Source organism: Citrobacter sp. Cpo045 (genome assembly GCF_030332875.1).
GTDB lineage: Bacteria > Pseudomonadota > Gammaproteobacteria > Enterobacterales > Enterobacteriaceae > Citrobacter > Citrobacter portucalensis.
In genome coordinates this window covers 27,273-39,289 of sequence record NZ_JAOWGZ010000107.1, presented here as the reverse complement: position 1 = coordinate 39,289, position 12,017 = coordinate 27,273, and the positions used below count along the sequence as shown (strand labels likewise).

Below are 12,017 nucleotides of genomic sequence, written 5' to 3'. Positions count from 1 at the left end.
AAAACCGGGAAGTTCCCGGTTTTTTTGTATCTGCGCAATCGCTTCTATTACTGATTCGCAGCCGGGCCACAGCCACCAATAATTTTTGAAATCGAAATTGCTGGATGCAGGAAATAATCGTAGCTGCAGTTATTTTTTGTGTTTTCGATATGACCAGTACACGCGGTTAGCGTAGCCAGAACACCAGCAATGATGGTGATTTTTGCAAATTTAAACATGTCAAAATCCTTGTTAGATATCTATTTCTAAATGGATGAAGTCCATTTTTCGCCGGATAAGATATCAACTAACATAAACTTTAAGTAGTCCAGAAAAGGACATGTCGCTTTATATATAAAACATACGGTTAGTGAATTGAATTTAAATAAAAAAGCCTGGTATTAATAAATAATACCAGGCTACGGATTTAATTAATTAGCGAAATGTTTTTCTGAAATTCAACATAAAGCCTTTATCGCTGATGTTGTCCTCTTTCCACTGGTAAGCGTCCAGATTCAGGCTGGCGTCTTCGGCGCTGTATTTCACGCCGACCGTCGCCAGGCCGTTGACGCCTCCGCCTTTTTGGTCGTCGTCTACGCTAAAGGACTGGCCTGTGGCACCTTGCAGTGACGCAGTACGCTGGCTCTTGCTGTAGCTCAGGTTCGGACCGCCTTCCAGCGTGGCGCTGGCGCTCCAGCCATTTTCAGCGGTATAGTCGAACTTCATTCCGACAATGGAATCCACAGCGGTTTCGCTGCCAGCGTTCATCGAAAGGTTAAAGTCCCCCGCACTACGCTCTTTATAGCTGCCTTCCAGCGTATGACGGAATTTCACCCCGGCGTACGGCGTGACTTTCAACGTATCGTTGAGCATGGTGAAGGTTTTCGCCCCTTCGCTGCGGAACTCAAGATACTGCTGACGTGCGTTGGAATCCGCCACCTTATTGGTGTCGCCATAAGAGACAGAACGGCTGCTGTCGAGGTTGTGTACGTCATAACGCAGGCTGTTCTTCCACGCCAGACCTTCATTAAACGCCATGCTGTGCTTCAGACCAAAGAACTGGCTGTAGCCGCCGGTCAGGCCGTTGTCGCCCGCGGTCTTCGAACCGTCACCGTCCAGGCGCGCGATGCCGTACTCCAGCGTCAGATTCTGGCTGGCGGTGAGATCCAACGACTGACGTAATGCCAGCATGTCGTACTGGGTATCGTTGCCCAACTCAGCGCGTGGGTCGCCTTTCGCTACGACGTTGAACGCCAGGCCATCTTTAATTTGCGGCGCGGCATCGGCCAGCATGGTAAAGCGGTTGCTTAGCACGCGGGCTTCACGGAACGCGGTGATAGCCTGACTGCCGCTCACCTGCTTAAGCGCGTTGTTCAGTTCAGCGGTGGAGCCAACGTTGAGGCTGGTGTACAGCTCGTTGTTGGTGTAACCGGCGTCGAGCGCCTGCGCCACGTCACTGACGGAACCATCGGTCGCCACATCGGCATAGGCGTTTTTGGTCATGGTGACGTCAACGTTGCCGCTGGCATCGGTGCTGCCCTGTGCATTCCACACCACGGAGGTGGACTGAATGGCACCTGCGTCGGACAGGTTGCTGCCCTCGACCACGTTGTCAAAGCTGACGGTGGTGTCGGCAGTACCTGCGGTAAAACCGGTGTTAATCTCCACGCCGTTCATGCTGGCATTGCTGACCATCAACTTACCGGCGCTGCCATCAGCGCTGGTGCCGACCACATAGCCCGACAGGTTGTTGGTGGCCGTTGAATCTGCACTATCGCTGGTGATAACGGTTGTCGTACCATCGGTAATGGTAGGTTCCGTGGGGGCCGTGAAGTCAACATAATGCTCTTCCGTACCGTCGCCGTTTTCGCCGCTGCCTTCAATGGTTTTACCATCCTGCTTGATAAAGCCGGAGCCGGTCACGTTGTCATCAATGTAGACTGTGCCGTTATTGACGATATGGCCGTTACTGCCCAACTGGCTGAAGGCGTAGGAGTTGCTGGCGTAAATATTGATGGTGCCGTTATTCTCGATCACCGCATCGGATTTGGCATCTGATTCCAGCTGCATCCCGACCATACCGGTTTGTGTGGTACCTTCGGTTCCCACATTGATGGTGCCGTTATTGACCATCTTCGCACTGCCGTGCGCGGACATCGCCACATTGTTAGTTTTATCAATGTTGATGGTGCCGTCGTTAATGGCTTTACTGCCGCCATTATTTTTCGAGGTAGTGACCTGCCCGTTAATGACGCCAGTGCTGCCGTTGTACAGCGTGTGCCCGCTCCCGCCGGTGGCGATATCGGCATCGCTGTTCACTGTCCCCCAGTTATTGAAGGCGCCGGACCACAGGGCGTTATCTGCCAGCGTCATCACGCCGCCTTCAAGATTATTGAGCGTACCGTTTTTATCGACGGTGCCGTTATTAATGACACCCGCGTTATTGACGGTTGCGGCAGCGGTAAATTTGAGTTTATCGACTTCGCCGCCAGCGTTGTTGTTCAGTACCGCACCACCCGATGCGCCGGTCCAGTCCGTCACGATGCCGGTATTGTTCATGGTGCTGGACCATTGCTCAACCGTGTTCATGGACCCGCTGTTGTTGATAATGGAACCTGCGACGGTGGTGCCGGTTTTCCCGGTCACGGTGCCTGTATTGTTGAAGACACCGCCATCAACGGAGACTGCCGCTGTTGTACCTTCGTTGGTATAGGTGCCGCCTGTTGCAATACTGACGCTGCTGATGCTGCCGGTGTCGGCATTGGTTAAATCGCCGTAATTTTTAACGATGACCTTGCCGCCGCTGACGGTGCCCGCGTTGCTAATGTGTACGGTTTCCGTTGCTATCGGATTGGTAATGATGGTTTCGCCGGTAAGCGTTTCGCCTGCGGCGGTAATGACATCGCCATCAGCAAAAGTAAGGGAAACGTTGCTGTCGGTTGGGTTGTAGTCGTCGCTGCCCTGGCAGTTGCTGTCATAACAGACCGTACCGTAGTTAACCACGGTACTTTTGCTATCAGTCAGGAAAGGCTTGCCGTAATTGGCATCAATATTGATGGTGCCTGTGGTGTCGTTAATCACGATGCCACCATTCAGCGCCGCCATGCCCACCAGTTGGTTATCATCGGTTTTGGTGACGCCTGCATCGGCGGTCAGGTTAATAGTGCCCTGGTTAATGGCTGTGCCGCCGTTAAGTGCCATCATACCGAAGCCCGCATTATTGACGGTAATGGTGCCTGTATTGGTGGCGGTTGCATCGCCATAACCACCGTCGGTGGTGCCTGCCACCATTGCCGAGCTGGTCAGATAGAGTTGTGATGGTGACCAGTAGCTTTTGCTGGCGACGGTATTATCGTCGTTCAGCGTCGGGACGAAGCCGTCCAGGTAAATATCTCCGGCATTGAGGGCCGTCCCTTTACTGGCGGATACGCCATAGACCCCCGCCCCCTGGAGATTTATTGTGGCGCCTGCCTCGTTGCTCACTTCGCCGTAGTTTTCCGCCAGCATGGCGTACAGCGTATTGCTGTACCAAATCAGCGGGAAGGTTCCTATTCCTCCATCGCTGCCTGGGGTTAGTGACGATACCAGCGTGATTGATCCTCCCGCTGCGTTGCTAACTATCGATCCTTGATCGGTAGCCGCAGTGATTGCATTACGGTTGTCATGACCGCTTGTGGCATAGGCGCTAATATCGCCACTATTTTTTGCCTGTGCGCCGCTGCGGGCGAATAATAGGGCGACAGCGCCGTCATCAACGATGGCTCCCTGATTATCGATCGATGAACCCTGGCCTTTTGCGGTTAATATTGCGTTGTAGGTGTAATGCTCACTGGGCAAAACTGTTTCTGTGATTTTAATTACAGAGTTTTGGTCTAACGTTAAGCTGCCGCCGTTTTGTACATTGGCCAGTGTCACTGAGCCGCCGGGGAGGGTGGTGATATTCAATGTGGACTCACCGCTTAATGTGACACTGCTAGCTCCGTCTATATTTATGCCTGTAACAGACGATACTTCGCCATCGCCATTTTCGGCGTAGTTGATATCAATACCGCCCATCAGATTGACGGTATTGCCATCACCTTTGACCGTGAGGCCGTATGTATCCAGCCACTGTCCACTTACCGTGCTCACATCGCTAACATTGATGTTAAGCGAGCCGGTTAGATCCACCTGATTGTTCGTGCCGCTGACGGTGATTCCCTGGAGGGTATCGCTGTTGCTGGCCATCTGGCTATCTGCGTCATAGTCACCGCTGATTGTGACGTTGCCGGTAATATTCAGCGTATTGTTATCACCCGCCATATCGAGGCCCTGTGCACCACGGTATAGGCCGTTGCTGTCCTCGACAGCGGTCACATTGATATCACCATCCAGCGTCGCCTGTGACGAGTCGCCACTCATTTCTGCGGCAGTACCATTCAGGCTGACGTCGATATTTCCTTTATTATTAAAGACATTTCTTTCACCATCGATCACAAAACCCACGGAGTTTGCATCGCGCACGGTCGCGTTGCCGGTGTTTTTGATTTCGTTACCCGCCCCGTCAGTGACGATACCCGTCGCGCCGTTGGTGACCAGCATGTCACCTGCCTGAGTCAGGCTATTATCATTTCCATCAATTACTGCAGCGATAGAGCCCGCGCCATCCACGGTGATATCACCCGTATTCGCGATTCGGGAATTATCGCCCGCAATGACGGTACCCGTTGCGCCCTGCGCAATGGTTTGATCTCCTTCGCCAATAACCAGCGCCTTATTTCCCGCGATGTACAGCCCGGTTGACCCCGCGCCGGTGACCGTTGAGTCGCCGGTGTTATCAATCACCGCACCATCACCGGTCATTTTGGCTCCGGTCGCGCCGTCGGTAACGTTTAGTTCGCCATCGTTAGTAATGCGCGTTTTGTCGCCGGTGATGCTGATACCGATAGAGCCTGCGCCGCTGACATCGGTGGTGCCGATATTATCGAAGGTGGCGCTGTTGCCGTTAATCAGGATGCCCGTTGCGCCACCGGAAATATCCTGCTTCCCTTCGCTGTTAATGGTTGCGTTGTCGCCGTCAATATATAGCCCGGTAGAACCTGCGCCGCTGGCGGTGGTATCGCCTTTATTGTCGATGAGGACATCATCACCGGTAATCTTTGCCCCGGTAGCGCCGTCGGCCACATAGAGTTCGCCATCGTTGATAACGTGCGAGTTGTCGCCATTGACGATGGAGCCGGTTGAACCTTGACCGCTGATGTTAGAGGTGCCGGTATTCGCCACCGTGGTTTCGTTGCCATCGATCACCATGCCGGTGCCGCCACCTGTGACGTCAATGCCACCGGAAATGCGGGTGGTGGTGCCGTTACCTGAAATCAGCGCGCCGGTTGCGCCGTCGACGTTGCTTTGTCCTGAAATCGTATTGGTGGTGTTGTCACCGGTAATGACGATGCCGACCGCACCATCGCTGACGGAGGAATCACCGCTTAACGCGTTGTTTGTCCGATCGCCGGAGATGATGACGCCAGTTTTACCTTCACCACGGGTATCAACCCCGCGATCGGCAGTATTTGAAGCGTCATCGCCAGCGACGACGGTTGTCTGGTCATCGGCAACGATCAGGTATCCCTGGTTGTCATATTTCCAGTACAGGCCGCTTCCTTGTACCGTACCTTCAATGACGGCGGCATTCTCATCGGTCACTTTCCAGTCGGAAACCAGCAGCGTTTTACCGTCTTGTAATGCGATCTGCCACCGATCATCCTGTTCGACGTAATTCCATACGGCGCCGCCGAGGTCCGTGCCGCTATCCAGCTTGATGCCGTCAAATGTCAGTGTGTTCAGGCCTTTATCGATGGTGACGCCGTTACTGAAGGTAATAACAGAGGTATCATCAGGAGGTGTAGGTGTTACATCGCCGCCATCGTCATCGGGAGGCGTGGGCGTTACATCACCGCCATCGTCATCGGGAGGTGTGGGCGTTACATCACCGCCATCATCGTCGGGAGGCGTGGGCGTTACATCACCGCTATCGTCATCGGGAGGTGTGGGCGTTACATTGCCGCTATCGTCGTCGGGAGGCGTGGGCGTTACATCGCCATTATCTGATGGGGTTGCCGGAGTATCATTATGGTGGGAATGGCCGCCGCCATTGTTATCGATACCTATCGCTACACCAGCTGTTAGCGCAGCGACACCACCTGCGACCCATCCCCAGTGATTGTCTTGTTCTGTATAATCTGCCAGGCAGCGTGCGGAGCGTTTGTTACGTTCGGCTTTTGATAATACGGATATATCAGTAGGGCAATCATTGTCATCGTCGCTACTATCTGCGGCTATCGCCGGGAGATAGTAAGTTTGCAACGCAAGAGCAATACCCACAGCAATGAGTTTTTTCCTTTGCATAATCGACATCCTTAAATAAATACGCACAAAATATGCCATTGAAGGCATAAATTTATTTCGAGGTAATTTATTATTTTGCCACTGAATGACCGTGCTTCGTCAAATTACTCAATGGTCATGTATTATTTAGGATATGAATTAGATTTATGGGTTGTACGGATATGAATAGGGTATTTTACGTGTTTTTTATAAATTAGAGCGAAGATTTATTTTGTTGGTGAATGAATTTAGTCTTTCTTAATTCAGGTTTGAGAATAAATCATGAATAATAAACGAGAAAATAAATGCCCTGAGAGTCAGGACATTTATTTGCATTCAATTAATGGTTTGAGAACCAGTTCAGCTTATCGCGAAGGCCTACCACACGACCAACAATAATTAACGCTGGGCTTTCAACCTGTTGCGCCAACTCTCCTAGCTGAGTCAGCTCTCCATTGACGACACGCTGTTTCACGGAGGTACCGTTTTCTACCAGGGCGACGGGCATATCGGGCTGCATGCCAAATTCGATCAATTTTTCCTGAATCGTAGCCGCCTGGTTCAGCCCCATGTAGAACACCAGCGTTTGTTTCTCTGCTGCCAGGTTTTCCCAGTCCAGCTCACCGCCGGTTTTCAGGTGTCCGGTAACCAGACGCACGCTCTGAGCGTAATCACGATGGGTCAGTGGAATGCCGGAATAGGCAGAACAACCGGAGGCTGCGGTAATACCCGGCACTACAGAGAATGGGATACCGGCATGGCACAGCGTTTCCAGCTCTTCGCCACCGCGGCCAAAGATGAATGGGTCGCCACCTTTCAGTCGTACCACGCGCTTGCCCTGTTGTGCTTCACGCAGCAGGATCTGGTTGATCTCTTCCTGCGGTACGCAGTGATAGCCCGCACGTTTACCGACGAACACTCGGTCTGCATCGCGGCGTACAAGGTTCATGATGTCGTCGGAAACCAGACGGTCATAGACCACGACATCCGCTTGCTGGATCTGCTGTAGCCCTTTCAGCGTCAGCAGGCCGGCATCGCCAGGACCGGCGCCAACCAGCACCACTTCACCACGGTGATCCAGCGGTTCGCTGAGCATTTGCTCAGTGGTTTCCTCGACGGCTTTCAGGTCATTGTTCGCCAACGACTGTGCCAGGCGGTCATTCACGAACAATTTTTCCCAGAAGCGGCGACGTTCACCCATGCTGGCAAACTGTTGCTTCACTCGGGAACGCAACTTGCCAGCATACTGCGCGACCTGGCCCAGATGCTGAGGCAGTACGGATTCAAGCCTTTCACGCAGCAGACGGGCAAGCACTGGCGATGTCCCGCCGGAGGAGACCGCCACCATCAGCGGTGAGCGGTCAATAATGGAAGGCATGATAAAACTGGCTGCTTTTGGCGCATCGACCACGTTGCAGAAGATACGGCGTGATTCTGCGGCGGTGCTGACGCTTTGGTTGACGGCATCGTCATCGGTGGCGGCAATAGCCAACCAGCAGGTGTCGAGCAGGGACTCATCGAACGGCCCCTCAACCAGCGTCAGCATGTTTTCATCTGCCCATACTTTGAACTGCGGAATAAACGCCAGCGCATTAACCGTTAAACGGGCGCCCGCTTCCAGCAGTAACCGCGCTTTGCGTTCTGCGACATCACCACCGCCGACGATCAAGCAGTCGCGGTTACGTAGTTGACAAAATATAGGCAAATGATCCACGACATTACCCCTTAATTATTGGCAGCAGCCTCTGGCTGATTGATTTTTGCCGGAGCCGGACGCTCCGATTTTGGCGTAGCATACCAATAACCCAATCCCATGAATACGACACCGGACAAAGTATTACCGAGTGTCACCCACAACAGGTTATGACCAATTCCTGACAGGGTATAGGCTTCGCTGTGGTGGCCGAACCAGGAGAGGGCAAACAGCGTCATGTTGGCAACGGAGTGCTCGTAGCCGGAAGCGATAAACGCCAGCAGACACCACCAGATAGCGAGGAATTTTGCTGCGCCTTCGGTACGGATTGCCATCCAGATTGCCAGACAAACCAACCAGTTACACAGTGCGCCTTTAAAGAACAAAACCATTGCAGGCGCGGTCGTTTTCGCCAGAGCAACCGAATGGACGATGCTGGTATCGACCGGCAGCAGGCTACCGCCACCCCAGCTGTAAAGCAGGGCGACAAACACTGAACCGACCAGGTTACCCAGCCAGGTTTTTGGCAGGATAGCCCACATCTGACCGTGGCTGATGGTGCCTGCTTTGACGCCGAGCGTCAGAAACATGGTGTGGCCGGTAAACAGTTCCGAACCGGCAATAATGACCAGCGTTAAGGCGATACCAAAGGTTGCACCCATCACCAGAGGACGAACGGACGGGTCGAGCAGATTACCGAGGGTGAAAATAAGAATGATGCCGAGACCCACATAGGCTCCCGCCATTGCCGAACTGATCCAGAATCCGAGCGGGTTATTAGCCGATAGGCGTGCGATGCGCGCAGCGTTAGCCGCACACTTATTAATAGTGTCTGTGAACATGTGTTGATTATCCTTGAAGTACAAACAATAAAAAGAAGTCGTAACCGTAGGCCGGACAAGGCATTTATGCCGCCATCCGGCAATGTGCCTGTGCAATTGCCTGATGGCGCTACGCTTATCAGGCCTACCATTAAAAGACCTACAAATACGTCAAAAAAGGGGAGGCGTTGCGCCTCCCAAAATTAATTAACCGCGCAGTTGCACCGTGCCGTCTTTCACTCGCGCTTCGTAATGTTTCACGGAGAACTGTTCGTCTTCCATGCACAGACCGTCGCTTAAACGAAAACGCTGTTTTTTCAGCGGGCTGGCAACCCACAATTCGCCCTGATGTTCAGCAATCAGCCCACGAGAAAGCACGCTGGACTCAAAGAACGGGTCGATGTTGCTGATCGCAAACACCTGGTCGCTGTGATACGGGCGGAAAATCGCAACCTGCTCGTTACCTAACAGGGCGCAGACGCCTGTTGCAGGCAGAATGTCATCGATTTTGCAGATGTTTTTCCACTGGCTCATGCGTTTTCCTCCACCAGAGTCACCGGGATACGCTCATAAGGCGTGGCCGGACGATGTTGTTCACGTTCAGGCACAACCTGGACATTCGGATCGCGTTTTTCGCTGTTGATAAAGTGTTTGAAGCGAACCTGCGCGGATGGGGTGTTAACGGTTTCTGTCCACTCACACACCACAGCTTCACGCAGACGGGCCATCTCTTCTTCAAGATGTTGGTTCAGGCCCAACTTGTCGTCGATGATGACGGACTTCAGATACTCGATACCGCCTTCCAGATTGTCTAACCACGGTGCGGTACGGGTCAGTTTGTCGGCAGTACGGATGTAGAACATCATGAAACGGTCAAGGTACTTGAGCAGCGTTTCGCGATCGATATCCGCTGCCAGCAGGTCTGCATGACGAGGTTTCATCCCGCCGTTACCGCAAACGTACAGGTTCCAGCCTTTCTCAGTGGCGATGATACCCACGTCTTTACCCTGAGCTTCCGCACATTCACGGGTACAGCCGGAGACGCCGAATTTCATTTTGTGCGGGGTACGAATGCCTTTGTAGCGATTTTCCAGCTCCACGCCGAAGCCCACGCTATCGCCGACGCCGTAACGGCACCAGGTGCTGCCTACGCAGGTTTTTGCCATACGCAGCGCTTTGGCATACGCGTGACCGGTTTCAAAACCGGCTTCAATCAGCTGACGCCAGATTTCCGGCAGGTCATCTTTCTGCGCGCCGAACAGGCCGATACGCTGAGAACCGGTAATTTTGGTGTACAGGTTAAATTCACGCGCGATACGGCCCACAGCTACCAGGCCTTCAGGGGTAATTTCGCCACCCGCAGAGCGCGGGATCACGGAATAAGTACCGTCTTTCTGGATGTTCGCCAGGAAGTTGTCGTTGGTGTCCTGCAACGGCGTGTGCTGCGGTTTGAGGATGTACTCATTCCAGCAGGAAGCCAGCAGGGAACCTACGGTAGGTTTACACACTTCGCAGCCGTAACCTTTCCCGTGTTTTGCCAGCAGCTCTTCGAAGGTTTTGATGCCTTCTACGCGGATGAGATGGAACAGTTCCTGACGTGAGTACGGGAAGTGTTCACACAGGTTGTTGTTAACTTCGATACCCTGTTTCGCCAGTTCGGCGTTCAGGACCTGCGTTACCAGCGGGATACACCCGCCGCAGCCGGTCCCGGCTTTGGTTTCCGCTTTCAGCGCCGCAACGGTATGGCAGCCCTTGTTGATAGCGGCAACCAGCATGCCTTTGGTGACGTCAAAACAGGAGCAAATCTGCGCGCTGTCCGGCAGTTTATCGACACCGATAGACGGCTTACCGCTGCCCGCGTGCGCTGGCAGAATCAGTGAATCCGGGTTTTCCGGCAGTTCGATGGCGTTCAGCACCAGTTGCAGCAGATTGCCGTAATCGCTGGTATCGCCTACCAGAACCGCGCCGAGCAGGGTTTTGTTATCTTCGCTAACGATCAGGCGTTTGTAGACTTCTTTGCTTTCGTCGAGATAGACGTAGCTACGGGCGCCCGGCGTGCGCGCATGCGCGTCGCCAATACCGCCGACGTCAACGCCGAGCAGCTTCAGCTTGGCGCTCAGGTCCGCGCCTTCAAAGGCGTTTTCAGTTTCGAGAATATGGTCAACGGCAACCTGCGCCATTTTATAGCCTGGAGCGACCAGACCATACACGCGGTTGTTCCAGCTGGCGCATTCGCCGATGGCATAGATGTCCGGGTCAGATGTCTGGCAAGTGTCGTTAATGACGATCCCGCCGCGTGGCGCGACGTCCAGACCGCACTGGGTGGCCAGTTTGTCGCGTGGACGAATACCGGTAGAGAAGACGATGAAATCGACTTCCAGTTCGCTACCGTCGGCAAAACGCATGGTTTTGCGCGCTTCGGTGCCTTCCTGAACGATCTCTTTGGTGTTTTTGCTGGTGTGCACACGCACGCCCATGCTTTCAATTTTGCGACGTAACTGTTCGCCACCCATATGATCCAGCTGTTCAGCCATCAGCATTGGGGCGAATTCAATCACGTGGGTTTCAACGCCGAGGCTTTTCAGCGCACCGGCGGCTTCCAGGCCCAGTAGACCACCGCCGACAACAGCACCGCGTTTGCTGCGGCGCGCGCAAGACTCAATGGCGTTGAGGTCTTCGATGGTGCGGTAAACGAAGCAGTCCTGGGTTTCCGAACCTTTAATCGGTGGGATCCACGGGTAAGAGCCCGTCGCCATGATCAGCTTATCGTAGTAAACCGTACGACCTGCGCTGGAGTGGATTACCTTCTCCTGGCGGTTAATGGTAATTGCGCGCTCGCCCACTAACACCTTAACGCCGTGCTTCTCGTAGAATCCTTCACGCACCAGAGAAAGCTCTTCGGCGGTGTGGTGGGAGAAGTAGGAAGACAGGTGTACACGGTCGTACGCTTTGCGGGGTTCTTCACAGAAGACGGTAATATCAAAATTGGCAGCGTCGGATTTATCAAGAAGATCCTCAATAAAGCGATGGCCGACCATACCATTACCGATAATAGCGAGTCTGACTTTGCTCATTTTTGCCTCGATTTCTTTTCTATTACTGCCTACCTTAACGATTCAGCAACCGCGCTTATTGATGCAAATCAAATTCGCCCTTATATA

Annotated in this window: 6 protein-coding genes; all 6 read right to left on the bottom strand. The window is 53.3% G+C overall.

Features of this window, described 5'->3' with window-relative positions; genetic code table 11:
• Nucleotides 1-47: 47 nt before the first annotated feature.
• Entirely contained in the window at nt 48-218 is a 171-nt protein-coding gene (locus OGY13_RS22075) for a YhfL family protein (RefSeq protein ID WP_103284646.1), read from the bottom strand.
• A 196-nt stretch (nt 219-414) separates the two neighbouring features.
• On the bottom strand, nt 415-6,363 hold the full coding sequence (locus tag OGY13_RS22070) for a pectate lyase-fold domain-containing protein (RefSeq protein ID WP_213752606.1): 5,949 nt from the start codon (nt 6,361-6,363) through the stop codon (nt 415-417).
• Nucleotides 6,364-6,682: 319 nt separating this feature from the next.
• A complete protein-coding gene (gene cysG, locus OGY13_RS22065; RefSeq protein ID WP_213752605.1) occupies nt 6,683-8,056 on the bottom strand; it encodes a siroheme synthase CysG in 1,374 nt (457 codons plus the stop codon).
• 11 nt (nt 8,057-8,067) lie between these two features.
• Entirely contained in the window at nt 8,068-8,877 is an 810-nt protein-coding gene (gene nirC, locus OGY13_RS22060) for a nitrite transporter NirC (protein ID WP_008786308.1), read from the bottom strand.
• Between the two features lie 186 nt (nt 8,878-9,063).
• On the bottom strand, nt 9,064-9,390 hold the full coding sequence (gene nirD, locus OGY13_RS22055; RefSeq protein WP_003023590.1) for a nitrite reductase small subunit NirD: 327 nt from the start codon (nt 9,388-9,390) through the stop codon (nt 9,064-9,066).
• Entirely contained in the window at nt 9,387-11,930 is a 2,544-nt protein-coding gene (gene nirB / locus OGY13_RS22050) for an NADPH-nitrite reductase large subunit (protein WP_008786307.1), read from the bottom strand. Before nirB ends, nirD begins: the two co-directional genes overlap by 4 nt.
• Nucleotides 11,931-12,017: the final 87 nt, after the last annotated feature.

What these genes read in the sequence shown, in the direction of transcription:
- nirC (WP_008786308.1), bottom strand. Translation starts at nt 8,877, where the DNA reads ATGTTCACAGACACTATTAATAAGTGTGCGGCTAACGCTGCGCGCATC.
- nirB (WP_008786307.1), bottom strand. Translation starts at nt 11,930, where the DNA reads ATGAGCAAAGTCAGACTCGCTATTATCGGTAATGGTATGGTCGGCCAT.
- nirD (WP_003023590.1), bottom strand. Translation starts at nt 9,390, where the DNA reads ATGAGCCAGTGGAAAAACATCTGCAAAATCGATGACATTCTGCCTGCA.
- OGY13_RS22070 (WP_213752606.1), bottom strand. Translation starts at nt 6,363, where the DNA reads ATGCAAAGGAAAAAACTCATTGCTGTGGGTATTGCTCTTGCGTTGCAA.
- OGY13_RS22075 (WP_103284646.1), bottom strand. Translation starts at nt 218, where the DNA reads ATGTTTAAATTTGCAAAAATCACCATCATTGCTGGTGTTCTGGCTACG.